This window comes from Pectobacterium nicotianae (assembly GCF_023272715.1).
Classification (GTDB): Bacteria; Pseudomonadota; Gammaproteobacteria; order Enterobacterales; family Enterobacteriaceae; genus Pectobacterium; species Pectobacterium brasiliense.
The window spans coordinates 624,862-649,390 of sequence record NZ_CP096821.1 but is presented as its reverse complement, the minus strand read 5'-3'; the positions used below and the strand labels follow the sequence as shown (position 1 = coordinate 649,390).

Annotated in this window: 20 protein-coding genes; 3 read left to right on the top strand and 17 right to left on the bottom strand. The window is 52.4% G+C overall.

Annotated features, from left to right (window positions below; all coding sequences use genetic code 11):
• Window positions 1-11: 11 nt before the first annotated feature.
• From folA to MYB54_RS02870, 3 genes are all read right to left on the bottom strand, one after another.
• Window positions 12-494 carry a type 3 dihydrofolate reductase gene (folA, locus tag MYB54_RS02880; protein WP_010299774.1) on the bottom strand — a complete coding sequence of 161 codons (483 nt, stop codon included), beginning with the start codon at window positions 492-494 and terminating at the stop codon, window positions 12-14.
• A gap of 98 nt (window positions 495-592) precedes the next feature.
• Entirely contained in the window at window positions 593-1,063 is a 471-nt protein-coding gene (locus MYB54_RS02875) for a threonine/serine exporter (RefSeq protein WP_010681755.1), read from the bottom strand.
• Window positions 1,054-1,827 (bottom strand): threonine/serine exporter family protein, encoded by a 774-nt coding sequence (locus MYB54_RS02870; RefSeq protein ID WP_039285342.1) that lies wholly within the window; start codon window positions 1,825-1,827, stop codon window positions 1,054-1,056. The genes MYB54_RS02875 and MYB54_RS02870 overlap by 10 nt, the downstream gene beginning before the upstream one ends.
• A 203-nt stretch (window positions 1,828-2,030) precedes the next feature.
• Between MYB54_RS02870 and MYB54_RS02865 the strand changes: the two genes are divergently transcribed.
• On the top strand, window positions 2,031-2,645 hold the full coding sequence (locus tag MYB54_RS02865) for a LysE family transporter (RefSeq protein ID WP_014916698.1): 615 nt from the start codon (window positions 2,031-2,033) through the stop codon (window positions 2,643-2,645).
• 86 nt (window positions 2,646-2,731) lie between these two features.
• On the opposite strand, the gene carB is transcribed toward MYB54_RS02865, so the two are convergent.
• The 8 genes from carB to ribF all read right to left on the bottom strand — a co-directional run bounded on the left by carB (window position 2,732) and on the right by ribF (window position 14,435).
• The gene (carB, locus tag MYB54_RS02860) at window positions 2,732-5,956 is read right to left on the bottom strand and encodes a carbamoyl-phosphate synthase large subunit (protein WP_014916699.1); all 3,225 of its coding nucleotides are present in this window, start codon (window positions 5,954-5,956) and stop codon (window positions 2,732-2,734) included.
• Window positions 5,957-5,970: 14 nt separating this feature from the next.
• The gene (gene carA, locus MYB54_RS02855) at window positions 5,971-7,119 is read right to left on the bottom strand and encodes a glutamine-hydrolyzing carbamoyl-phosphate synthase small subunit (RefSeq protein WP_010681763.1); all 1,149 of its coding nucleotides are present in this window, start codon (window positions 7,117-7,119) and stop codon (window positions 5,971-5,973) included.
• A gap of 446 nt (window positions 7,120-7,565) precedes the next feature.
• A complete protein-coding gene (dapB, locus tag MYB54_RS02850) occupies window positions 7,566-8,387 on the bottom strand; it encodes a 4-hydroxy-tetrahydrodipicolinate reductase (protein WP_248721474.1) in 822 nt (273 codons plus the stop codon).
• 342 nt (window positions 8,388-8,729) lie between these two features.
• Window positions 8,730-9,680, bottom strand: coding sequence for a 4-hydroxy-3-methylbut-2-enyl diphosphate reductase (gene ispH / locus MYB54_RS02845; protein WP_014916702.1), 951 nt, complete (start codon window positions 9,678-9,680; stop codon window positions 8,730-8,732).
• Window positions 9,661-10,134 (bottom strand): FKBP-type peptidyl-prolyl cis-trans isomerase, encoded by a 474-nt coding sequence (fkpB, locus tag MYB54_RS02840; protein WP_014916703.1) that lies wholly within the window; start codon window positions 10,132-10,134, stop codon window positions 9,661-9,663. Before fkpB ends, ispH begins: the two co-directional genes overlap by 20 nt.
• Window positions 10,134-10,649: a signal peptidase II gene (lspA, locus tag MYB54_RS02835; protein WP_094371036.1), complete on the bottom strand. Its 516-nt coding sequence runs from the start codon at window positions 10,647-10,649 to the stop codon at window positions 10,134-10,136. Before lspA ends, fkpB begins: the two co-directional genes overlap by 1 nt.
• Window positions 10,646-13,462, bottom strand: a complete 2,817-nt coding sequence (gene ileS, locus MYB54_RS02830) for an isoleucine--tRNA ligase (RefSeq protein WP_248721473.1) — start codon at window positions 13,460-13,462, stop codon at window positions 10,646-10,648. Before ileS ends, lspA begins: the two co-directional genes overlap by 4 nt.
• A 31-nt stretch (window positions 13,463-13,493) precedes the next feature.
• Entirely contained in the window at window positions 13,494-14,435 is a 942-nt protein-coding gene (ribF, locus tag MYB54_RS02825; RefSeq protein WP_040035469.1) for a bifunctional riboflavin kinase/FAD synthetase, read from the bottom strand.
• 425 nt (window positions 14,436-14,860) lie between these two features.
• Between ribF and rpsT the strand changes: the two genes are divergently transcribed.
• Window positions 14,861-15,124 carry a 30S ribosomal protein S20 gene (rpsT, locus tag MYB54_RS02820; protein ID WP_010681770.1) on the top strand — a complete coding sequence of 88 codons (264 nt, stop codon included), beginning with the start codon at window positions 14,861-14,863 and terminating at the stop codon, window positions 15,122-15,124.
• Between the two features lie 37 nt (window positions 15,125-15,161).
• Here the strand turns inward: rpsT and nhaR are convergent, their stop codons facing one another.
• The 4 genes from nhaR to dnaK form a co-directional block, all read right to left on the bottom strand.
• Entirely contained in the window at window positions 15,162-16,076 is a 915-nt protein-coding gene (gene nhaR, locus MYB54_RS02815; RefSeq protein ID WP_010681771.1) for a transcriptional activator NhaR, read from the bottom strand.
• Between the two features lie 32 nt (window positions 16,077-16,108).
• Window positions 16,109-17,305, bottom strand: coding sequence for a Na+/H+ antiporter NhaA (gene nhaA / locus MYB54_RS02810; RefSeq protein WP_248721472.1), 1,197 nt, complete (start codon window positions 17,303-17,305; stop codon window positions 16,109-16,111).
• A gap of 283 nt (window positions 17,306-17,588) precedes the next feature.
• Window positions 17,589-18,725, bottom strand: a complete 1,137-nt coding sequence (dnaJ, locus tag MYB54_RS02805) for a molecular chaperone DnaJ (RefSeq protein WP_014916707.1) — start codon at window positions 18,723-18,725, stop codon at window positions 17,589-17,591.
• Window positions 18,726-18,833: 108 nt separating this feature from the next.
• On the bottom strand, window positions 18,834-20,741 hold the full coding sequence (dnaK, locus tag MYB54_RS02800) for a molecular chaperone DnaK (RefSeq protein WP_100018132.1): 1,908 nt from the start codon (window positions 20,739-20,741) through the stop codon (window positions 18,834-18,836).
• A gap of 483 nt (window positions 20,742-21,224) precedes the next feature.
• Here dnaK and satP point away from each other — a divergent pair, with 483 nt between their 5' ends.
• Window positions 21,225-21,800 carry an acetate uptake transporter gene (gene satP, locus MYB54_RS02795; RefSeq protein WP_005973207.1) on the top strand — a complete coding sequence of 192 codons (576 nt, stop codon included), beginning with the start codon at window positions 21,225-21,227 and terminating at the stop codon, window positions 21,798-21,800.
• A gap of 114 nt (window positions 21,801-21,914) precedes the next feature.
• Here the strand turns inward: satP and MYB54_RS02790 are convergent, their stop codons facing one another.
• Together MYB54_RS02790 and mog are read right to left on the bottom strand one after the other, a co-directional pair.
• On the bottom strand, window positions 21,915-23,252 hold the full coding sequence (locus tag MYB54_RS02790; RefSeq protein ID WP_039501556.1) for an MFS transporter: 1,338 nt from the start codon (window positions 23,250-23,252) through the stop codon (window positions 21,915-21,917).
• 123 nt (window positions 23,253-23,375) lie between these two features.
• Entirely contained in the window at window positions 23,376-23,963 is a 588-nt protein-coding gene (gene mog / locus MYB54_RS02785) for a molybdopterin adenylyltransferase (protein ID WP_014916710.1), read from the bottom strand.
• Window positions 23,964-24,529: the final 566 nt, after the last annotated feature.

The following is a 24,529-nucleotide window of genomic DNA, read 5'->3' as shown; positions in this document are numbered from 1 at the left end:
AGGAAAGGTGCTTAGCGGCGTTCCAGAATTTCGAAGCAGTAACTGTGTGAGTTGCGCTCGTCAGCATCATGGAATTCGCTGAAAACAGACTGCCACTCATCCGGCTCATAGTCAGGGAAATGCGTGTCGCCTTCCACTTCGGCATCAATGTGCGTCAGATAGAGGCGATTAGCCTGCGCCAGCATTTGTTGATAGATACTGCCGCCGCCAATCACCATCACTTCCTCGACGTCGCCCGCCGCCGCCAGCGCAGCGTCCAGCGAAGAGACCCAGGTCACACGATCGTCATCACCGGGATGATTGCTGACGACAATGTTCAGTCGGCCGGGCAGCGGCTGACCGATAGAACGGAAAGTATTACGCCCCATAATAATCGGCTTATTAAGCGTATTACGCTTAAACCATGCCAGATCGGCTGGCAAATGCCACGGCATCGCGTTTTCCATACCAATCACGCGATCCACTGCCAGTGCAGCAATCAAACTAATAACCATGGTGAAAAAACCCTGTAGGTCAGAAAATTGCTGACACTATACGGAAAGCCCTTTCGCTCGTCGATATAGATACAAGACCGAAACGTAATATAAGAGTTTTATACTCCCGGCCGTTTACGGTAGAGCCAGATCCCCGGTAAAGACAGGCCGATAGAGAGCGCGCCGACGATAAAACTGGCCTTCAGAAAATTGGTTATCATGACGCTCATCAGCGCTTCGCTGTAGCCAAGATGCGAAATCTCCACCACCGAAATCATCGCGGTATAGGCAGAAATACCGGGAAACATCGGGATCACCGCCGCTACGGTAAAGACTTTCGGATGCGCTAGCAGCCAGCGTGACCAGCGAATACCGATGATGCCGATCAGGATCGCCGCCAGAAACGACGCCCACTCGATATTCATGCCGAAATGTATCGCCAGAAACCGTACGCCATGCCCGACACCACCCAGCAGCGCACAGTAAGGCAGCACTTTCAGCGGCACGTTGAAGACCATCGCAAATCCCAACGCAGGGACCGCCGCCAGCACCATATCCTGCAAGAGTGCCCACAGTAAACTTAAGCCCATCCGCGTAACCCCCACAGCGACATCGCCATCACCACGCCAATACAGGTTGCCAGCGTCAGTAAACTCGCGACCGTCCAGCGTGCCAGACCGGTATTCACGTGCCCTTTAAACATATCCGCCACGGCGTTAATCAACGGAAAGCCAGGAACCAGCAGCAGCACGCTCGCCGCCATCGCGACCGTCGAAGTTTGTCCAAAAGCAGGCAAACGCATCAACAGCCCGGATGCCGACGTTGCAACAAAAGCCGTAATACAGAAGTTGATCAACGGATTCAGGTGTCGCGCCGTAAAGACCTGTCGGACGTACATCGCCAGGCCGCTGGCAATCAGCGTGACGATAAACGCATCCCACCCACCGCCGTTCAAACGGCTGAAGCAGCCGCAGGAGAGCGCCACAACGGAAACCATCAGCCAGCGCGGATAGCGCAGCGGTTTGATATTTCCCAGACGTTTTTCCACCCCTGTCACATCCAGCAGCTTATGCTCGGCCATGATGACCGCATGCTGAACCTCAATGACGACGTGCATATTAATCCCGCGATCCACATTCTTCCGCGTCGACGTCAGGCAATGTCCTTGCATGATGGTGGTCAGCACAATTGAATTTGCCGAGATTGAACTCTCAACGCTATCAGCGCCGAGCGCCATACCCAGCCGTGACGACAGCTGTTCTACCACCATACTTTCTGCGCCATGCTGTAACAGCAACAGCGCACACTGGATGCACAGTCGGGTTATTTCCCGCTGCTGTGGCGCTTCACCCATCCGTTTTTCGCCACATAATGGTTCACGGTTCTCACATTCACTGACCATGTTGTTATCTAACCCGCCCCTGAAATTAACCACAAAAAATGAAAGGACAATTGTTAACATATCGCCGCCGAATAACCAATAAGTGTGATGCGAATTCATTATTCTGGCGCTATGATTTCCCTCGGCCCTCTCTTTCTTCACTGCCTGGAATGACCATGTTAGAAACATCACTGTTTGTCGCGACCATCGCCACGCTGGGGATGCTCTCTCCCGGCCCCGACTTTTTCCTCGTTATCAGGAATGCGGCGCGCTATCCGCGTGCTGCTGCAATGATGACCGCCTTTGGCGTCATCTGCGGCGTAGCAACTCACATGGCGTACTGCGTCGCCGGGCTAGCCGTCGTCATCACCACCACGCCTTGGCTGTTTAATGTACTGAAATATGCGGGTGCCGCCTATCTGATCTGGATCGGTATTCAAGCGCTATTCGCGCGCGGCGGAAGCAAAATGGACGTATCAAATCTGACACAGCAAAGCGTCAGCCTGAAAAAAGCGTTCCTGCAAGGCTATCTCTGCAACCTGCTGAATCCGAAAGCCACACTCTTCTTTCTGGCGATGTTCACTCAGGTTCTGAACATTCACTCAGGCCTCGGTGAAAAACTGTGGTACGCCATGATTATCTGGCTGCTTTCTCTCGTCTGGTGGCCGCTGTTGGTGGTACTTTTCCAAAGCGAACCGGTACGCCGCGGATTGGCTAAAGTGCAGAAACTGGTCGATAAGCTGCTGGGAACAGTGTTGATCGCGTTAGGTATCAAAGTCGCGCTAGGCTAACACTCAAAACGCGCCCATGAAAAAAGCCAGCGCTGTTACCAACGCTGGCTTTTATTATCCGCTTACTGCCTACCGGAGTTGGTCAATCAGCCTTTAATCATCGCATGCATTTCCTGCACGGAAGTCACTTTCTCCGTCGGATCTGCCGTCAACGACATGGCCGTAGCAAAACCGCCGTTCAGCGTTGTGTCGTAGTGCACCTTATATTGCAGCGCGCTGCGGCGAATCAGCTTGGAATCTTCAATCGCCTGACGCCCTGCGGTGGTGTTGACGATGTAAGTGTACTCGCCGTTCTTGATGCGGTCCTGAATATGCGGACGACCTTCATGCACCTTGTTCACCAGACGCGGATTAATGCCCGCTTCGCCCAGCTCAATCGCCGTGCCGTGCGTCGCATCCAGCTCAAAGCCGTACTTCAACAGCTTGGCCGCCAGATCCACCACGCGAGCTTTGTCGCCTTCACGCACCGACAGCAGCGCACGTCCGGTTTTCTTCATGTGTGAGTTACTACCCAGCATCGCTTTAGCAAACGCTTCAGCAAACGTGCGGCCCACGCCCATCACTTCACCGGTTGAACGCATTTCTGGCCCCAGAATCGGGTCAACGCCAGGGAATTTATTGAACGGCAGCACCACTTCTTTTACGGAGTAGTACGGCGGGATAATTTCTTTCGTGACGCCCTGCTCAGCCAGCGTTTTGCCTGCCATCACACGTGCCGCGACTTTCGCCAACGGAACGCCCGTCGCTTTCGAGACAAACGGTACGGTACGCGCCGCACGTGGGTTCACTTCAATCAGATAAACTTCGTTATCCTTCACCGCGAACTGCACGTTCATCAGGCCGCGAACGCAAAGTTCAAACGCCAGTTTCTCAACCTGCTGACGCATCACGTCCTGAATCTCTTTGCTCAGCGTATAAGCCGGCAGTGAACAAGCCGAGTCACCGGAGTGAACGCCCGCCTGCTCAATGTGCTCCATAATGCCGCCAATCAGCACGCGCTCACCGTCACAAATCGCATCAACGTCGACTTCGATGGCATCGTCAAGGAAGCGGTCTAACAGCACCGGCGCATCGTTGGACACGCTAACGGCGTTTTGGAAGTAGCGACGCAGATCGATTTCGTCATACACGATTTCCATCGCACGACCGCCCAGAACATAAGAAGGACGGACAACCAGCGGATAGCCGATACCACGTGCTTTTTCTACCGCTTGCTCAATGGTCGCAACCGTGGCGTTAGCCGGTTGCTTCAGCCCCAGACGATTAACGGCCTGTTGGAAGCGCTCGCGGTCTTCTGCACGGTCAATCGCGTCCGGGCTGGTGCCAATCACTGGCACACCCGCAGCTTCCAGCGCACGCGCCAGTTTCAATGGCGTCTGGCCACCGTACTGCACGATAACGCCTTTTGGCTTCTCGATGCGGACAATTTCCAGCACGTCTTCAAACGTTACCGGCTCGAAGTACAGACGGTCGGACGTATCGTAGTCTGTTGAAACGGTTTCCGGGTTACAGTTGACCATGATGGTTTCATAACCATCTTCACGCAGCGCCAGTGAAGCGTGGACGCAGCAGTAGTCAAATTCGATCCCTTGACCAATACGGTTCGGCCCACCGCCCAGTACCATGATTTTGTCACGATCCTGAGTCGGATTGGCTTCACACTCTTCTTCGTACGTGGAGTACATATAAGCCGTATCGGTCGCAAATTCTGCCGCACACGTATCGACGCGTTTATAGACGGGATGTAGGTCGAACTTATCACGCAGCTTGCGAATTTCGCTTTCTGCCACGCCAGCCAGCTTCGCCAGACGCGCATCAGCAAAGCCTTTACGCTTCAGCGTACGCAGGAATTCGGCATCCAGCGCAGTTGCGCCTTTTTCAGCGACTTGCTCTTCCAGACGCACCAGCTCTTCAATCTGCACCAGGAACCAGCGGTCAACGTTGGTCAGGTTAAACACGCCATCGACAGACATCCCCGCGCGGAAGGCGTCGGCGATATACCAGATACGCTCGGCACCGGCATCTTTCAGCTCGCGGCGAATTTTGGTCAGCGCTTCTGGATCGTCCAGATCCACTTTCGGATCGAAGCCCGTTGCGCCCACTTCCAGGCCACGCAGCGCTTTCTGCAAGGATTCCTGCTGCGTGCGACCAATCGCCATCACTTCACCCACAGATTTCATCTGCGTGGTCAAACGGTCGTTGGCACCCGCGAATTTCTCGAAGTTAAAACGTGGAATCTTAGTGACAACGTAGTCGATAGCAGGTTCGAAGGACGCTGGCGTACGACCGCCAGTGATGTCGTTCATCAGCTCATCGAGCGTGTAACCTACAGCCAACTTGGCCGCGATTTTCGCAATCGGGAAGCCCGTCGCTTTAGACGCCAGCGCGGAAGAACGTGATACACGCGGGTTCATTTCGATAACAATCAGACGGCCGGTTTTCGGGTTTACCGAGAACTGGACGTTGGAACCGCCCGTTTCTACGCCGATTTCACGCAGTACCGCCATCGAGGCGTTACGCATGATTTGATACTCTTTATCGGTCAGCGTTTGTGCCGGTGCGACGGTGATGGAGTCACCCGTGTGGATCCCCATGGCATCGAAGTTTTCGATGGAGCAGACGATGATGCAGTTGTCGTTCTTATCACGCACCACTTCCATCTCATACTCTTTCCAACCGATCAGCGATTCATCGATCAGCAGCTCTTTGGTTGGAGACAGATCCAGACCGCGCTCACAGATCTCTTCGAACTCTTCACGGTTGTAAGCGATACCGCCACCGGTGCCGCCCATCGTAAAGGAAGGACGGATGATGCACGGGAAGCCGACGTCAGCCGCAACCGCCAGCGCTTCTTCCATATTGTGTGCAATACCGGAACGCGCGGTATCCAGACCGATCTTCTTCATTGCCACGTCGAAGCGGCGGCGATCTTCTGCTTTATCAATCGCATCCGCCGTTGCACCAATCATGGTAACGCCGAATTCGGCCAGCACGCCCTGACGTTCCAGCTCCAGCGCACAGTTCAGCGCAGTCTGGCCGCCCATCGTTGGCAGCACCGCATCTGGACGCTCTTTTTCAATGATCTTGCGCACCACTTCCCAGTGAATCGGCTCGATGTAGGTCGCATCGGCCATTTCCGGGTCGGTCATGATGGTTGCCGGGTTTGAGTTCACCAGAATAACGCGGTAACCCTCTTCACGCAGCGCTTTACACGCCTGTGCACCCGAGTAGTCGAACTCACACGCCTGGCCGATAACAATCGGGCCTGCGCCCAGAATCAGGATGCTTTTAATATCTGTACGTTTTGGCATTTTCTCGCTCCTGATTATTTAGCTGAAGAACGGTAAGTCTGAATCAAGTCAATAAAGTGGTCGAACAGCGGCGCGGCATCGTGCGGGCCTGGGCTCGCTTCCGGGTGTCCCTGGAAGCTGAACGCGGGCTTATCCGTGCGGTGAATTCCTTGAACCGTATGGTCAAACAGGGATTTATGCGTGACGCGCAGCGTGGCAGGCAGATTATTTTCATCAACCGCAAAGCCGTGGTTCTGCGCGGTAATCATCACACAGTTGTTATCCAGATCTTTGACCGGATGGTTGCCACCGTGGTGACCCAGCTTCATTTTGATGGTCTTGGCACCGCTCGCCAGTGCCAACAGTTGGTGACCCAGACAGATGCCGAATACCGGAATATCCGTTTCCAGGAAGGTTTTGATCGCGCGAATCGCGTAGTCGCACGGCTCTGGGTCGCCCGGGCCGTTAGAGAGGAAAATACCGTCTGGATTCAGCTTCAGCACCTCTTCGGCAGGCGTCTGCGCCGGAACAACCGTCAGGCGGCAGCCGCGATCCACCAGCATACGCAGAATGTTGCGTTTCACACCGTAGTCATAGGCCACAACGTGGTAAGGCAGTTCGCTTTCGTTTTTCGCCGCAGGCAATTCGCCTTCCAGCGTCCAGCTTCCCTGTAGCCAGCTGTAGCTTTCTGCCGTCGTCACTTCTTTTGCCAGATCCATACCCTTCAGCCCCGGGAAGGCTTTCGCTTTCTCCAGCGCGACGGCAGCATCCGGCGCATCGCCCGCGATGATGCAGCCATTCTGTGCGCCTTTCTCACGCAGTAGGCGGGTCAGTTTACGGGTATCGATATCAGCAATGGCGACGATGTTGTTGCGTTTGAGGTATTCAGACAGGCTTTCTTCACTACGGTAGTTGCTGGCAATCAGAGGTAAATCGCGAATAACCAGACCTTGAGCCTGTACAGAGGGGGATTCTTCATCGTTGGCATTGGCGCCGACATTACCGATATGGGGATAAGTGAGAGTGACAATCTGGCGGGAATAGGAAGGATCAGTAAGGATTTCTTGATAACCGGTCATCGACGTATTGAAGACCACTTCCCCCACTGCCGACCCTTCTGCCCCAATGGCCCGACCGTGGAATTGGGTTCCGTCTTCCAGAACCAATAGCGCTGACTTAATCAAAACACCCTCCAAGGAATAAACAATCACGTTATTTGCATATTAATTCAGATTTGAGTCACTAAATCAATGCAAAAACTACCTGTAAGGCCAATTTTTGGCAAATTGGGCGCATTTTAATGATGGTCTTCCTGATTGTCTACCCAAACCGCTTTTTTTCTCTTATTTTTATGCTTTACGAAATAAATAGTGACCCACTGACGTAAAAAACGCTATCAACTTAGATAAGTAAACGGTTGCGAGACAACATCGTTAAAATAAGGATAACAAATCGCCAGTAAAGGGGACTTCGGTAGTCACAAGGAAGAATTACTGCTAAAAAATAGAATAAAAAACAGATAAAAAGAAACAATAAGGTAAAATTAACCTGAAAAAGGTAAAATAAAAGGTGATCATAAAAATAACCACCTTTATCAGGTAGATATAATATTTGTATTAAAAATTAAGTACTATAAATCATCCAGAGAAAGCACATCTCTCATATCAAAAAGGCCACTTTCTTTCGAGCTAATCCAGATAGCGGCTCTTACTGCACCATTAGCAAATGTCATACGGCTAGATGCCTTGTGGGTAATCTCAACGCGCTCGCCAATGTCAGCAAACATCGCCGTATGTTCACCGACAATGTCACCCGCACGTACGGTCGCAAAACCAATGCTTTTCGGATCGCGTTCACCCGTATAGCCTTCACGCGCGTACACGGCACAGGACTTCAGATCGCGTCCCAACGCATCGGCGATCGCTTCGCCCATCGCCAGCGCGGTACCCGATGGCGCATCCACTTTGTGGCGGTGGTGTGCTTCAATAATTTCGATATCAGTATAGTCGCCCATGACCTTGGCCGCTTTTTCCAGCAGCTTCAGCATGACATTGACGCCAACGCTGAAGTTCGCCGCAAACACAATTCCGATATCCTGCGCAGCTTGCTTAATCGCCGCTTTCCCTGCGTCATCAAAGCCAGTTGTCCCAATAATCATGCCTTTACTGTGCTGACGGCAAAACGCCAGATGCGCTAAGGTGCCTTCCGGGCGGGTGAAGTCGATCAAAATATCGAAATCATTCTGCACGGCATCCAGACTTTCATTCACGGTAATACCGTTTTTACCCAGCCCGGCGAGTTCACCGGCATCGCTTCCTATCAGAGACGAACCAGAGCGCTCCAGCGCCGCGCCCAATACCACGCCGTCCATTTGATCGATAGCCTGAATCAGCTGGCGTCCCATACGGCCGCCCGCACCTACAACCGCAATACGGATGGATGAATCCTTCATAATGTCTCTCTCTTTTTGATCCTGACGACATAAAAATAACATCAGGTTAACGGGCGCTGCGCACTATCGCCAGCGGATTTACCGCCAGATTAGAAAATACTGTTTGAAGCCGCAGAAAATCAGCAAAACTGTCTAACCACACACAGCAAAATGGCGCATCAGAGCGATGAAAAGCCGCAAGGTATTTGAAGATAATCATAAATGGTCAAAATTAAGCCATATGGCATAACGCATAAAAATTCATTTTTATGCATTAACATTTTCATGGGTGAATGAATATAGGGGGAAGAAAATGGAAGGGGATAAAAGCGGTAAGGCCTAAGCCCTACCGCAGCAACAGCATTAATCTATCTGTTTGACTTCAACACGCAGTTCTTTCGGCACTTCAAAGACGATGTTTTCTTCACGTCCCTGCATTTCAACAGCCACCTTGCCGCCTAATTCTTTCAGGCGCTGAATCACCTGTTGTACCAGAATATCCGGTGCCGATGCGCCTGCGGTTACCCCAACATGCGAAGCACCCGCTAGCCATGACTCCTGGATATCTTCCGCTGAATCTATCAGATAAGCCGCTTTCCCCGCGCGCTGTGCCAATTCAGCAAGCCGATTGGAATTTGAGGAGTTTTTAGAGCCGACGACAAAAACGACATCCGCCTTATCCGACAAATGGCGAACGGCTTCCTGACGATTGGTCGTGGCATAGCAGATGTCATCTTTACGCGGGCCGACGATCTGCGGGAAACGCTCACGTAATGCATCAATCACCGCATAGGTATCATCAACAGACAGCGTGGTTTGCGTCATAAAACACAGATTGCTTTCGTCTTTTACCTGTAGCTGCCAGACATCCTCAGGGGATTCCACCAGATACATGCCGCCGTCCGCATTGCTGTACTGCCCCATCGTTCCTTCAACTTCAGGGTGCCCGGCATGCCCGATAAGAATCGCTTCTACGCCTTTCTTACTGGCTCTGGCCACTTCCATATGCACCTTGGTTACCAGCGGACAGGTCGCATCGAATACCGTCAAATCGCGGTTTTTGGCTTCATTACGTACCGCTTGCGAAACGCCATGTGCCGAGAAAATCAGAATCGCACCGTCCGGCACGTCTTCAATCTGCTCAATAAAAATCGCACCACGTTCGCGTAATCCGTTAACCACATAGCGGTTATGTACCACTTCATGACGGACGTAGATCGGCGTACCAAAAAGCTCCAGCGCACGTTCCACAATGCTGATAGCCCGATCGACACCGGCACAAAAGCCGCGCGGATTAGCCAGCAGGATCTGCATGTGTCACCTCCTGTTGTACGGGATCGATATCCAGCACTTCAAGATCGAAGGTTATTGCCTGGCCGGATAGAGGATGGTTGAAATCCACGGTGACCGACTCTTCGGTCACATCGCGAATAATCCCCGGCATATCATTTCCGGCAACGCCGCTGAACAGCATGATGGTGCCAACTTCAGGTACGCCGGTCTGGGCGAAATCACGACGCAGGAAGAACTGGATCAGGTTCGGATTGGTCGGCCCAAAGGCCGACTCCGGCGGTAGCGTAAACTTGCGTTTATCGCCTCGCATCAATCCCAACAGGTTCTGTTCCAACGCGTCAGACAGGCTACCGTCGCCAAGGCGAAACAGCGCTGGTTTGCCGCGCTCACGCGTGGATTCGGCCGTAGAGCCATCCTCCAGCGTCAGAATAAAATGCACCAGCAGCGCGCTGTTATGCTGAACACTCTCGGACATCAGTGACCCTTTTGCTTAACGGTATCAGTATCATCATGCGTACTGAAAAAACCTTCCAGTACGATGAGCGCCGCACCAATACAGATAGCGGTATCGGCAAGGTTAAACGTGGCGAAATGCCAATCACCGACATAAAAGTCGATGAAATCGACAACAAATCCGTGCCATGTCCGGTCGAACAAATTGCCCAGTGCGCCGCCGATAATCAGCGAATACGCAATGTTATTGAGCCGCTGTTTGACGCTGCCACGGTACATCATCACCAGCAGTGCAACCACGATAGCAATCGCGATGCCAGCAAAGAACCAGCGTTGCCAACCGCCTTTATCCGCCAGGAAGCTGAATGCTGCGCCGTAGTTACGGGCGTAATGCAGATTCAGAGAAGGCATCACTGGCACCGTATCTCCCAGCGCAAAGTGGGCAAGGATCCACTGCTTGCTGCCAAGATCGACAATTAAAACCAGTATCGCCAGCCAGAGCCAGCGCAGTCCACTCGAACAGATCTTATTCATCAGACAAATTTACGCTCTTCGCCGTTACCGCCCACGTTAGTCGCACAGCGACCACAAACTTCAGGATGCTCGGCATTGCTACCGATATCCGTCTCGTAATGCCAGCAGCGTGGACACTTGTGCCCTTCTGCCTCACTTAAGGCAATTTTCAGTCCGGTGAGTTCCGTTGCCTGCGCGTTATCCGGCGCATTTTCATAACGTTCCATCTGCGCTTTTGACGTCAACAGCGCAAAGTGCAGTTCCTGACGCAGCTGATTCAACTTGCCTGCCAGATTGGCATCGGCGTACAGCGTGACGGAGGCTTCCAGCGATCCACCGATACGTTTGTCATTACGCGCCTGCTCAATGACTTTGTTCACTTCGCTACGCACTTTCAGAACATCCGTCCAGAACGCATCGTTCATGGTTTCTGCGCTATCCAGCGCGAACAGACCGTCATACCACTCTTCGGTAAAGACGTACTGTGCGCGCTCACCCGGCAGGTAGTTCCAGATCTCATCCGCGGTGAAGGACATAATCGGTGCCATCCAGCGTACCAGCGCTTCTGAGATATGGTACAGCGCAGTCTGGCAGCTACGGCGTGCCACGCTGTCGCCTTTTGCCGTGTACTGACGATCTTTAATGATATCCAGATAGAACGAACCCATTTCAATCGAGCAGAACTGCATTAGACGCTGTACGACACGGTGGAAATCATAGCTTTCATACGCTTCGAGGATCTCTTCCTGTGCCGCTTTCGCACAGCCGACCGCCCAGCGATCCAGCACAACCATGTCTTCTGGTTCCACCATATGCTGCTGTGGATCAAACCCATTCAGGTTCGCCAACAGGAAACGCGCGGTGTTACGGATACGGCGATAGGCATCGGCGGAACGCTTCAGAATCTCATCGGATACGGCGATTTCACCGGAGTAATCCGTTGAACCGATCCACAGACGCAGAATGTCGGCACCGAGTTTGTTCATTACGTCCTGCGGGCTGACGGTATTTCCGATCGATTTGGACATCTTGCGGCCCTGACCATCAACGGTGAAACCGTGGGTCAGTACCTGACGGTAAGGCGCTTTGCCTTTGATCGCCGTAGAGATCATCAGGGAAGACATGAACCAGCCACGATGCTGGTCGGAACCTTCCAGATACATATCCGCCGCGTGACCGCCGAATTCAGGGCGTACATCCACGACAGACGCGTGCGTTGATCCAGAATCGAACCACACGTCCAGCGTGTCCGGCACTTTGACGTAGTTATCCGCGTCTGCGCCCAACACATCGGCCGGATCGAGATCCCACCATGCCTGAATGCCATCGGCTTCAACACGTTTCGCTACCGCTTCAATCAGCTCAGCCGTACGCGGATGCAGTTCTTCCGTCTCTTTGTGGACAAACAGCGACATCGGCACGCCCCAGGTACGCTGACGGGAGATACACCAGTCAGGACGGTTGGCGACCATCGCTTCGATACGCGCCTGGCCCCAATCCGGGATCCACTGCACGCCTTTGATTTCAGACAGCGACTGCTTACGCAAGCCTTTCTGATCCATGCTGACAAACCATTGTGGCGTGGCGCGGAAAATGATCGGCGACTTATGACGCCAGCAGCACGGGTAGCTGTGCTGCAATTTCTCTACGTGCAGCAACATGCCTTTTTCACGCAGGATTTCAACGATCAGGTCGTTGGCTTTGAAAACGAATTTGCCATCCAGTTCAGGATATGTGCCGCTCAGGTAGCAGCCGTTCGGCCCAACCGGGTTGGCGATTTCCAGATTGTATTTCTGACTGATCACATAGTCGTCAGGGCCATGGCCACCGGCGGTATGCACCGCACCGGTACCCGCATCCAGCGTGACGTGCTCGCCCAGAATAGCCGGTACGTCGAAGCCGAGGAATGGATGTTTGAAACGCAGCAGCTCAAGATCCGCACCTTTGCAGTCGCCCAGAACGATCCACTGCGTCACGCCGACGCGTTTCATCACGCTTTCAACCAGATCGGCCGCCAGAATCAGCGCCTGACCGTCAATCTGCACCAGCTGATAATCGAATTCCGCATTCAGTGAGATCGCACGGTTTGCTGGCAGCGTCCACGGCGTGGTAGTCCAGATCACCAGCGAAACAGGGCCGCCGTCTACGCTATTCACGCCAAATTTGGCTAATACCGCGGCCACATCGCTGGCGTTGAACGCGACATCAATGGACGGAGAGGTTTTGTCGTAATACTCAACTTCCGCTTCCGCCAGCGCGGAACCACAGTCAGCACACCAGTGAACCGGCTTAGCACCCTTGTGCAGGTGGCCGTTTTCAATGATGCGGCCCAGCGCACGGATGATGTTCGCTTCGGTTTTGAAATCCATCGTCAGGTAAGGACGATCCCAGTCGCCCAGCACGCCGAGACGAATAAAGTCGGCTTTCTGACCGGCGACCTGCTCTGCCGCATATTTACGGCATTCCGCGCGGAATTCTGCGGCGCTGACTTTCTCGCCCGGCTTACCAATCAGTTGTTCTACTTTCAGCTCAATCGGCAGACCGTGGCAGTCCCAGCCCGGCACGTATGGGGAATCGTAGCCAGACAGACCTTTTGATTTAACAATAATATCTTTCAGAATCTTGTTAACTGAGTGACCAATGTGAATGCTGCCGTTCGCGTACGGAGGGCCATCGTGCAGAATGAAGGTCTTCTTTCCCTTCTTCGCATTACGAATAATCCCGTACAGATCCTGCTCATACCAACGTTTCAGCATGTCAGGTTCGCGCTTGGCCAGATCGCCACGCATCGGGAACCCTGTTTCCGGCAAGTTCAGGGTAGTCTTATAGTCACTCATTAGATTCTCGATTTCGTTTCGGCTAGAAAAATTAAACCGGTGTCTTTAACCCGAAGAACGTCCGGGCTGTCACCACATCATCGGCGATTTGCTGTTTTAACGCATCGAGCGAAGCAAAACGCTGTTCATTACGGATCTTTTTACGCAGTACGACTTCAATATGACGACCATAGAGGTCCATCGTCACGTCCAGCAAATGCACTTCAAGCTGCTGGCGTTTGTCACCGTTTACGGTCGGACGCGTGCCAATATTGGCAACGCCCGGTAGCGGTTCTTGCCCCAGCCCATAAACGCTGACGGCATACACGCCGCTGACGGGGGAAACCTGACGTTTCAGCGGCAGGTTGGCGGTAGGGAACCCAATGGTTCGTCCCAATGCTTTGCCATGTTCCACACGCCCGGAAATGCTGTAAGGATGGCCCAACAGGCTTTCCGCCAGTTCAAGTTCATCACGACTGAGCGCTTCACGTACGGCAGTGCTGCTAACCCGTTTGCCGCCATTACAGAACGAATCGGTGCTGATGACATCAAATCCCGACTCACGTCCAGCCTTCTGTAATAACAGGAAATCTCCCTGACGACCAGCCCCGAAGCGGAAGTCATCTCCCACCACCAGAAACTTCACGCCCAATTTTTTCACCAGCAGGGAAGAAACGAACGTCTCAGCATCGTTGGCGGCAAAACGTGCGTCGAATCTGACGCACAGCAGGTAGTCCACGCCGGCCTGCGCCAGATATTTCACCTTGTCACGCAGACGCGTCAGACGGGCGGGCGCTTTTTCCGCAGCGAAGAGTTCCAGCGGCTGTGGTTCAAAAATCATGACCATCACCGGCAGCCCACGAGCGCGACCTTCCTGCTTCAGTCGTTCAAGCAGCATTTGGTGTCCGAGGTGCACGCCGTCAAAATTACCAATAGTGAGCACACAGCCGTAATGGTGTGCCCGAAGATTGTGTATACCGCGAATTAGCTGCATGGCTGGCCCAGAACAAAGGGTTAATATTATGGAAATCGGCGGATTATACCTTGTACAGCGAGTAAGGTTAACCCGCGATTCGCGCCTTTTGCAGCCACCTTGTAAATCGTGCCAGTATTTGCACGATTTTTAGCTGAATCATCGATGGATGACGCCTATACGCAGAATATCCAGACGGCGGACGGCACATGCAATCCGACTTTACCGATGACAGACAGGGCTTTATCAAATTCAGGATGAATTTATGATGCGAAAAGCTGTATTCCACCGCGTGAAGCTGCTAAAATCCTGCGCCATCACAACGTAACAAGTGTCGACGTACAAACGACGCTTATTTGCACAAATCCATTGACAAACGAAGGCTAAACGAGCATATTCCACGGCCTTTGAATTGTCCTCGATTGAATATATTTGGGAGTTGGACCTTGGCTAATATCAAATCAGCTAAGAAACGCGCCGTACAATCTGAGAAGCGCCGTAAGCATAACGCAAGCCGTCGCTCAATGATGCGTACTTTCATCAAGAAAGTATACGCGGCGATCGCTACTGGCGATAAAGAAGCGGCACAGAAAGCATTTAATGACATGCAACCGATCGTGGATCGTCAGGCTGGTAAAGGCCTGATCCACAAGAACAAAGCTGCACGTCATAAATCCAATCTGGTTGCGCGCATCAACGCCATGCAATAATCACGCATCTGCGTGTTGTTGCTAAGAAAAAACCGGCCTAGGCCGGTTTTTTTGTGTCTGTGGTATCACAGAAGAGCGCTGAAAAATCCGCGTTACAGACGCGCTGCACCGCCGGATGTTGGATCATTCTGGCCGCAAAAATCGCATAATACTCATCCTGAATGTTCTCAATCCTGCCGATCTCGACGATATCGCCCTGCTGGTAGATTTCATTGGCATACAGCGACGGTGCAACGAAAATCGCGTCGTTATTAATGCCGAACGCGGTCATCAGCGCCGCATCATCAAATTCGCCCAAAATAGTCGTCTGAATATTTTGCGCCGTAAACCAGTTCAGTAATTTCCGTCCCAGCATGGTTCGCCGCCCGGGAATCAGCAGCTTACGCTGTTCAAGGCAGGCGGGAAAAGGCTGCTCAGGCTGCGGACGTTTACAATAAAAACTCACACCACATTCACCCAGCTTGATTGAAAACAGCCCTTCCTGCTGCGTCGAATCCACCGGACAATCTGACAGAATCATATCCAGCTTATGCTGGCTCAACTGCTCCAGCAGCATTTCGTGCGTCGACTCAAAACAGCGTAAATGGATATGTTCCTGTTCCGTTACGACCGTTTCCAGCACCCTGCTCACCAGCCGTTTGGACAGCGCATCAGCCACGCCGACATCGAATAACAGGTTCGATTCTTTGCGGTAGTTCACAATATCCAACATTTCCTGGCTAAGCTGGAACATGCTATCCGCATAGCGAAAAACAAGCTGTCCCAGCTCCGTCGGTTCCAACCCTCGTCCCTTACGCTTGAAGAGCTTGCCCTGTAAACGCTCTTCCAGACATTTGATTTGTCCGGTAATGGTCTGCGGCGTTAAGAACAGCGTCTCTGCCGCCCCCGCAACGGATCCCGACTTATAAACCTGCCAGAAATAATAGAGATGATTAAAATTCAAATGAGACACACCCGCCCCCTCTTCACGCCTCCGGCATAGCATCAACCCTTACACGGTTGCATCACCTTGTCCAGCGTAGGCAACACGACGCGTAGCGCCAGATAGCCAAGCAGCGCAGCCAGCCCCGATGCCAGCAGAATTCCCAGCTTGGCATAGGTAATCAATTCCGCATCGCCGCCGGAGAAGGCCAGCAGCGTAATAAATATCGACATGGTAAAACCGATGCCGCACAGCACTGACACCGCTACAATCTGGCTAAAATGAACACCAGCGGGCGGACGCGCGTAGCCCAGCCGGATGGTTAGCCAACTGAACAAGGTAATGCCCAGCGGTTTACCAATCAGTAATCCAGCGGCAATGCCAAGGCTCAAAGGGGAAAATAGTTTTTCCAGCACAATCCCCTGCAATACAATGCCTGCGTTAGCGAAGGCAAACAGCGGGATAATCAGAAACGCGACCCACGTTTGTAAGCCATGTTCCAGCGTGGTTGCCGGAGAAGATTCGCCGTTGGACGTACGTAAAGGAATAAAGAATCCGACAATCACTCCCGCCAGCGTTGCATGAACGCCACATTTCAGGATGCAAACCCACAAGACGATCCCCACCAGCAAATAGGCGGAGGTTTTACCAACCTGCTGCCTGTTCATATAGGCCAGTGCCGCAATCGCCAGCACCGCCCCACCCAGCGCAGGCCAGAAGATCTGCTGCGTATAAAACAGAGCGATGATCAGGATCGCTCCCAGATCGTCAATGATCGCCAGCGCCAGCAGGAAGACTTTCAGCCCAGCGGGAACTCGTTTGCCCAATAGCGTCAGCACGCCAATGGCGAACGCGATATCTGTCGCGGCGGGAATCGCCCAGCCAGCGCGCGTCACTTCATCATTCGCGTTGAAAAGCAGAAAGAGCAAGGCAGGAAACATCATTCCGCCTACCGCAGCCGCCAGTGGCAACATCGCCTGCTGGCGACTGGCTAACGTGCCTTCAACGAGCTCGCGTTTCACTTCCAGGCCAATCAGCAGGAAGAAAATTGCCATCAGCCCATCGTTAATCCACAGCAGCAGATTCTTATTGATTTCCAGTGCGCCAAACCGCATTTCCACCGGCATCATTAGAAATTGCTGATAGCCAGCGGCAGTCACAGACCAATTGGCAAACGCGATTGCCAAAACCGTTGTCATCATTAGCATCACACCCGCGGCGGCATCCAATCCAATAAAGCGACGAATCATTGTTATCATTGACTTAATCTCCCATGAGGCACGAACGCCAATACCGTACGTTCGCTTTCTTACTGGCAAGATTACGTGACCTAACCACTCGTTAAAAGCAGATTAAAACTGGCTTAATCATCGTAAAAAACGATCTATTGAATTGAGGCTATCGAGAGAAGGGAATAAAAAATGTTGGGAGCGTTTTTCAACGTTGCACAGCAACGGCCGCAAGATGACGGACGGATGTCAATCATAAAAAAACCGGCAGGTTTACCCCACCGGTTTCTTATCACGCGTTAACGACAAATCATTAACGGGTTAAATCATCGAAAAATTTCTTCACGCCATCGAAAAAGTTTTTCGAGCGTGGGCTATTTCTCTCGCCAGACGGGCCACCGAAGCTCTCATCGAGTTCTTGCAGCAGTTGTCTTTGACGCTCGTTCAGGTTAACCGGCGTTTCTACAACCACACGGCACAGCAGATCGCCCTGCGCGCCGCCACGTACCGATTTCACGCCCTTGCCACGCATACGGAACAATTTCCCGGTTTGCGTTTCCGCAGGCACTTTCAGCTTCACGCGGCCATCCAGCGTAGGAACTTCAATCTCGCCACCTAATGCTGCCATCGCAAAATTGATCGGCACTTCGCAGTACAGATTGTTTTCTTCACGCTGGAAGATCGGGTGCGCTTTAACCTGCACCTGAACGTACAAATCACCTGACGGTGCACCGTGCTCACCCGCTTCGCCTTCACCAGACAAACGGATACGGTCGCCCGTGTCCACGCCCGCCGGAATTTTCACCGACAGCGTTTTGCTCTTCTCTACGCGACCATGGCCGTGACATTTGACGCACGGATCTTTAATGATCTTACCGCGACCATGACAGTGCGGACACGCTTGCTGCACGGTAAAGAAGCCCTGACGCATCTGAACCTGACCGTTCCCATGACAGGTTGGACAGGTGATCGGGGAGCTACCCGGCTTCGCGCCGTTACCGTGGCACACATCACACTCTTCGAGTGCGGGAATACGGATCTCTTTGGTGACGCCACGTACCGCTTCTTCTAGCGTCAACTCCATGTTGTAGCGTAAATCGGATCCACGGCTCGCGCGCTGACGGCGACCGCCGCCAAAGATGTCTCCGAACACGTCGCCAAAAATATCACCAAAATCGGCACCGCCGCCGCCAAAGCCACCGCCGCCTCCGCCCATACCACCTTGCTCAAACGCCGCGTGACCGTACTGATCGTAGGCTGCGCGTTTTTGCGAATCGATAAGGATTTCGTAGGCTTCTTTGATCTCTTTGAACTTAGCTTCTGCCTCGCTATCACCAGGATTACGATCCGGGTGGTACTTCATCGCCAGACGCTTGTAGGCTTTCTTTATTTCGCGCTCATCTGCGTTTTTAGCAACGCCCAGGCTTTCGTAATAATCTTGCTTCGCCATTTCTTTTCCTGCCCCTCAACATGCGTGCACGGGCGCAGAGTTTCCTCGACGCCCGTGCTGATTGCCAGCAGTAGCCTTGTGGCTGCTACTGCGCCCGCTCAAGGGCGATTACTTTTTATCTTTGACTTCTTCAAACTCAGCATCAACGACATCGTCGTCGCGACGAGCAGAAGCATCATCAGCGGCACCTTCAGCACCTGGCTGTGGCTGAGACGCTTCCAGCAGCTTGCCGGAAACCTGAACCAGCGCCTGAATTTTCGCTTCGATGTCTGCTTTGTCTTCGCCTTTCAGCGCGCTTTCCAGCGCTTTCAGTGCATCGTCAATGGCAGTTTTATCATCAGCGGCCAGTTTGTCGCCCACTTCTTCCAGCTGCTTACGCGTGCTGTGCAGCAGGTGATCGCCCTGGTTACGCGCCTGAACCAGCTCTTCAAACTTACGGTCAGATTCCGCATTGGCTTCTGCGTCACGTACCATTTTCTGGATTTCTTCTTCGTTCAGACCAGAAGACGCCTTGATGGTGATTTTCTGCTCGCGACCGCTGTTTTTGTCTTTCGCGGAAACGTGCAGGATACCGTCAGCATCGATGTCAAAAGTTACTTCGATCTGCGGCATACCGCGCGGTGCAGCCTGAATACCATCCAGGTTAAACTGACCCAGAGATTTGTTATCGTGCGAACGCTTACGCTCACCCTGCAGAACATGGATCGTTACCGCAGACTGGTTGTCTTCCGCCGTCGAGAACACCTGACTGTGTTTAGTCGGGATCGTCGTGTTTTTGGCGATCAGCGGAGTCATCACGCCACCCATCGTTTCGATACCCAGAGACAGTGGGGTTACGTCCAGCAGCAGAACGTCTTTCACGTCACCCGACAAGACACCGCCCTGAACCGCAGCACCGATAGCAACCGCTTCGTCCGGGTTCACGTCTTTACGTGGCTCTTTACCGAAGAAGTCAGCAACTTTCTTCTGTACCAGAGGCATACGCGTCTGACCACCAACCAGAATCACGTCCTGAATTTCAGAAACGGACAGGCCAGCATCCTGCAACGCGACTTTCAGCGGCTCCAGAGAACGGTTCACCAGCTCTTCTACCAGTGATTCCAGTTTCGCACGCGTCACTTTGATGTTCAGGTGCTTAGGACCGGTAGCGTCTGCCGTGATGTACGGCAGGTTAACGTCGGTCTGCTGAGCAGAAGACAGCTCGATCTTGGCTTTTTCTGCCGCTTCTTTCAGACGCTGCATCGCCAGTGGATCGTTGCGCAGGTCGAAACCTTGCTCTTTCTTAAATTCGTCAACCAGATAGTTGATCAGACGGCTATCGAAGTCTTCACCACCCAAGTGGGTGTCACCGTTGGTTGCCAGAACTTCAAAGGTTTTTTCGCCATCAACTTCGTCGATTTCGATGATGGAAATATCGAACGTACCGCCGCCCAGGTCGTAAACCGCGATAGTGCGGTTGCCAACTTCTTTATCCAGACCGTACGCCAGCGCTGCCGCCGTCGGTTCGTTGATGATACGTTTGACTTCCAGACCCGCGATACGGCCGGCGTCTTTGGTTGCCTGACGCTGCGCATCGTTGAAGTAAGCCGGGACGGTGATAACCGCTTCGGTGATCGTCTCACCCAGATAGTCTTCCGCCGTTTTCTTCATTTTTTTCAGCACTTCAGCTGAAATTTGCGGCGGAGCCATTTTCTGATCTTTCACTTCCAGCCATGCATCGCCATTATCTGCCGCGATGATTTTGTACGGCATGATGTTGGCATCACGCTGAACTTCTTCGTCTTTGAAACGACGGCCAATCAGACGCTTGATAGCAAACAGTGTATTTTGCGGGTTGGTCACTGCCTGACGTTTAGCCGGTTGGCCAACCAGAGTTTCACCGTCTTGCGTATAAGCAATGATTGAAGGCGTGGTGCGATCGCCTTCGCTATTTTCCAGTACTTTTACCTGAGTACCGTCAATAATCGCGACACAAGAGTTGGTTGTACCCAGGTCGATACCAATAATCTTACCCATCTAAACATCTCCACTAAAAAGTCATATTCGGTATGGTGGTTAAACCTACTGTGCGGGCGAAATGTCGTTTTTCAACAAGATTTCTCGTTTTTCCAACGACACACCCTCGTTTTCATCAGCAGCACACGTTTCATTTTCATGCTAACCACCGATGTAACGGCCCGACACACGCCTTTGCGGCAGGTCAAACTGTTTCGGTTGGAAATAAGATGGGGCCAACATTTCTATCATCAAGGGGGGAAGATGAAAAAAAATGACCTTTATCCCTCGTACGATCAAACTATTCTGCCTTCCCCATGTTGTGTCCGTTCCAAACGCCCGATATGATGCCGCGCCCGCCGCAGAAATGGGGACATTTCCCCACATAATGGCGGGCAATAACACCTAAACGACACCTATCCCAACGTGATTGGCGCACTCGCTAACCTTAATGCCGCGCCCGACGCGAAGGGACTATTAATAATCTGTTATTGCAGAGGATTTATGAGCACGAACACGTTGGCAAATCCTGGTCCATTAGGACTGATGGGCTTCGGGATGACCACTATTCTGTTGAACCTGCACAACGCAGGCTTTTTCCCACTTTCTTCCATCATTCTCAGCATGGGTATTTTCTACGGCGGTATTGCCCAGATTCTGGCTGGCCTGCTGGAATATAAAAAAGGGAATACGTTCGGCGTGACTGCATTTACGTCTTATGGCGCATTCTGGCTGACGCTGGTTGCCATTCTCGTACTGCCAAAAATGGGTCTGGCGGAAGCCAGCGACGCGCAGTTCCTTGGCGTGTTCCTTGGTCTGTGGGGCGTCTTCACGCTGTTTATGTTCTTCGGCACCTTCGGCACTAACCGCGCCCTGCAATTTGTCTTCGGCAGCCTGACCGTGCTGTTTGCGCTGCTGGCCGTAGGCAACTTTACCGGCAACCACGCCCTGCTGACCTTCGCGGGTTACGAAGGCATCATCTGTGGCGCTAGCGCGATTTATTTGGCGATGGCTGAAGTGCTGAACGAGAAGTTTGGCCGCACCGTACTGCCAATTGGTGCTCGTGGCGCGTCTCACTAAGTTCTGACGCCATACCCGTACCAACGCAATCCTGTGTTCCATGCAAACGAGCCCTGTCAGATTGATAGGGCTCGTTTGTTTTTGATGCCGCGCTATTTTTTGATAATAGCGTGCTTAAACTTCGACGGGCGAACGATCGCGCGCGTCGCTATCGGCCGAAGCATGCGAATCGGCATCCAGATCGCGCTGCAAATAAATCCCCAGCAGCAGCCCTACCGCAGCCAGCGTCAGAACATAGAAGGCAGGCGCCATCGGCGTCGCCTTCATAATCAGCGTCACGAAGACGGGCGTCAGGCCACCGAAAATGGCATAGGAAACATTGTAGGAAAAAGAAATCCCGGAGAACCGCACTGCCGCCGGGAATGCCCGCACCATGACATACGGTACGCCGCCCACCACACCAACGCTGAGCCCCACAATCGCATAGCTGACAAAGAGCAACGTCGTACTACTTGCTGCCGAGCTATAAAAGAACCAGCTACAGGCAGCCAGCAACAGGCTACCCACAATGAACAGCTTGCTCGCACCGAAGCGGTCAACCAGCAGCCCCGCACCGACGCAGCCCACCATCAGCGCAATCGTTGCCAGACAGTTCGCCTGCAATGCCAGCGCGGCAGGAATGCCGTGGACTTTTTGCAGGTAGGTCGGTGCCATCAGAATAACGACGACAATGCACGCAGACAGCAGCCAGGTCAGCAGCATTGAAACCACAACCGCGCGTTTATGATTTAAGACGACAGATTTCAGCGGCAGCTCTTCCGCCAGCTTTTTCTGCTCACGCATCTCCATAAAAATGGGGGTTTCCTGCAACCAGCGACGCAGATACATGGCGACAAGACCGAATACCCCGCCAATAAAGAACGGCAAACGCCAGCCGCCGCCAGACATCTGCTCTGGCGTGAGCACCGTGTTCAGCAGCGTCGCGATCAGCGATCCCAGCAGGATCCCCATCGTTAAGCCGGCAGTCAACGTACCACAGGCAAACCCAATACGGGCGCGAGGCACATGCTCCGCAACGAAGACCCATGCACCGGGGACTTCCCCACCGATTGCGGCACCTTGCAGCACGCGCATTAACAGCAGTAAAAGTGGTGCCGCAATACCAATAGCTTCATAGGTTGGCAGCAAGCCCATTGCCAGCGTCGGTAACGCCATCAGCAATATGCTCAGGCTGAACATTTTCTTACGTCCGCTCTTGTCGCCAAAGTGGGCCATGATGATGCCCCCAAGCGGGCGGGCCAGATAGCCTGCGGCGAAAATACCGAACGTCTGTACCTGCCGCAGCCATTCAGGAATATCGGGTGGGAAAAAGAGATCGCCAATCACGGCGGCAAAGAAGACGAAAATAATAAAATCGTAAAACTCTAACGCGCCACCCAGCGCAGCCAGAGACAGCGTTTTATAGTCCTGCCGGTTCAACCGGCGAGGATGGGCGTGTTGGTCCTGAGTCATAAGTTACCGTGCATTGCCAGAGTGAGAAAAAACATCACCGCAGTGTGTAAAGTAGAAATTACTATAGCGGCAAAATTTTTATACACCAGAAAAGCTGAATCTTATGTTTCAAATCGCCTAACTTCAGTTTTTTATTTCGCGCACGGCATTTTTAGGGCGAAAAGCTGCTACCACATCCGCATTGGTTTCAATATAAGGGCCTTCCAGCAACTGGATACAATACGGTACGCTGGCAAAAATACCGGCGACAACGACCTTGCCATCTGCATCTTTTAAACCTTCCAGCGTTTCCTTAATCGACTTGGGTTGCCCTGGAAGATTAAGAATCAGCGCCTGTTTACGCAGCACGCCCACCTGACGGGAAAGGATCGCGGTAGGAACAAAGCGCAGGCTGATCTGACGCATTTGTTCGCCAAACCCCGGCATTTCTCGATCGGCAACGGCCATCGTGGCATCCGGCGTGACATCACGACGTGCAGGCCCCGTTCCCCCGGTTGTCAGCACCAGATGACAGCCGCGTTCATCAACCAGTTCACACAGCGTTTGTTCAATCATCGGCTGTTCATCCGGCACCAGCCGGGTTTCCACTTCAAAAGGCGTGGTCAACGCGCTGCGGAGCCAGGATTCCAGCTCTGGGATGCCTTTATCCTGATAAATCCCGCCGGAAGCACGATCGGATACGGAAACCAAGCCAATACGCAATACGTTCATAAGCACCTCAGTTTAAACAAAACACCAATTTTATCAGGATATTGACGGCTTTTAGCAAACAATTCGCTCTCATGAGGAAATTCACACGATGTTCGTTATTTCACGCTGAGTGCGGTATGACACTTGATAATAATTATTAAATAGCGTCTCAAAAAAAGTCAGGGCATGACTTAAATTAATAATAACGCGGCGCAATTAAAATTTAAGAATAGTAGGCAAATAAAAAAGATCGCTACCCCATTAAGAGCGGGTGAAATACGCCGATAGATTAAAGAGAAAAGGATGATATCCACCACGACAGAGCATCACGTTAAATCAGATCATATGATAAAATTAAAGCACTTCTTTAGTATCACAATAAGTAAAAAAGCCCTATCAAGGAAGTCGCCATGACCGATCTTAAATATAAGATATTAAAGTTATTTTCACACCCCACCTCGGCCTTCTTCCTTTTTGGGTTTATTTCCTTTTTTATCGTTATCTTTCTTACTCATGAAGCAAGCAGAAACGCATGGAAAGTAGAACGGCAGAATCTGGACATCACCATCAAGACATATGAGTCTTAT

What these genes read in the sequence shown, in the direction of transcription:
- ispH (WP_014916702.1), bottom strand. Translation starts at nt 9,680, where the DNA reads ATGCAGATCCTGCTGGCTAATCCGCGCGGCTTTTGTGCCGGTGTCGAT.
- fkpB (WP_014916703.1), bottom strand. Translation starts at nt 10,134, where the DNA reads ATGTCCGAGAGTGTTCAGCATAACAGCGCGCTGCTGGTGCATTTTATT.
- dapB (WP_248721474.1), bottom strand. Translation starts at nt 8,387, where the DNA reads ATGAAGGATTCATCCATCCGTATTGCGGTTGTAGGTGCGGGCGGCCGT.
- nhaA (WP_248721472.1), bottom strand. Translation starts at nt 17,305, where the DNA reads ATGATAACAATGATTCGTCGCTTTATTGGATTGGATGCCGCCGCGGGT.
- ileS (WP_248721473.1), bottom strand. Translation starts at nt 13,462, where the DNA reads ATGAGTGACTATAAGACTACCCTGAACTTGCCGGAAACAGGGTTCCCG.
- dnaK (WP_100018132.1), bottom strand. Translation starts at nt 20,741, where the DNA reads ATGGGTAAGATTATTGGTATCGACCTGGGTACAACCAACTCTTGTGTC.
- carB (WP_014916699.1), bottom strand. Translation starts at nt 5,956, where the DNA reads ATGCCAAAACGTACAGATATTAAAAGCATCCTGATTCTGGGCGCAGGC.
- folA (WP_010299774.1), bottom strand. Translation starts at nt 494, where the DNA reads ATGGTTATTAGTTTGATTGCTGCACTGGCAGTGGATCGCGTGATTGGT.
- mog (WP_014916710.1), bottom strand. Translation starts at nt 23,963, where the DNA reads ATGAACGTATTGCGTATTGGCTTGGTTTCCGTATCCGATCGTGCTTCC.
- ribF (WP_040035469.1), bottom strand. Translation starts at nt 14,435, where the DNA reads ATGCAGCTAATTCGCGGTATACACAATCTTCGGGCACACCATTACGGC.
- MYB54_RS02865 (WP_014916698.1), top strand. Translation starts at nt 2,031, where the DNA reads ATGTTAGAAACATCACTGTTTGTCGCGACCATCGCCACGCTGGGGATG.
- satP (WP_005973207.1), top strand. Translation starts at nt 21,225, where the DNA reads ATGAGCACGAACACGTTGGCAAATCCTGGTCCATTAGGACTGATGGGC.
- MYB54_RS02870 (WP_039285342.1), bottom strand. Translation starts at nt 1,827, where the DNA reads ATGGGTGAAGCGCCACAGCAGCGGGAAATAACCCGACTGTGCATCCAG.
- dnaJ (WP_014916707.1), bottom strand. Translation starts at nt 18,725, where the DNA reads ATGGCGAAGCAAGATTATTACGAAAGCCTGGGCGTTGCTAAAAACGCA.
- MYB54_RS02875 (WP_010681755.1), bottom strand. Translation starts at nt 1,063, where the DNA reads ATGGGCTTAAGTTTACTGTGGGCACTCTTGCAGGATATGGTGCTGGCG.
- MYB54_RS02790 (WP_039501556.1), bottom strand. Translation starts at nt 23,252, where the DNA reads ATGACTCAGGACCAACACGCCCATCCTCGCCGGTTGAACCGGCAGGAC.